This is a genomic window from Mesorhizobium sp. WSM4850 (genome assembly GCF_055811735.1).
This window is the reverse complement of record NZ_JBVVPV010000187.1, coordinates 1-254: the sequence shown is the minus strand read 5'-3', so window position 1 is coordinate 254 and position 254 is coordinate 1. Positions and strand designations below refer to the sequence as shown.

The window sequence follows — 254 nt, the reverse complement described above, 5'->3', positions numbered from 1 at the left end:
GATGTGAAGAGAGCGGTTGCCGAAGCTTTTCGTATTCTGAGGACAGGTGGCCGATTGGCATTCACAGATTGGATAGCTAATCAGCCGCTTACCGCTGCTGATGCGCAATTGATGTGGGAAGGAATGGCTATTCAGCCTCTTCGGTCGATCCCCGAGTATCGCAATCTGGTCGAAAGCGTTGGCTTTAGAGTAATTTCGACAAAAGATTTGACGGAAGAATGGGGACCAATTCTGAAGGAACGACTGGCCATGTA

1 protein-coding gene is annotated in these 254 nt (G+C 49.2%); it reads left to right on the top strand.

Going from position 1 to position 254, the window contains the following annotated elements; translation table 11 throughout:
- Positions 1-54: 54 nt before the first annotated feature.
- Positions 55-254, top strand: a 200-nt coding sequence (locus AC0L2Z_RS35510; RefSeq protein ID WP_473630658.1) for a hypothetical protein, incomplete at its 3' end; no start/stop codon positions are given.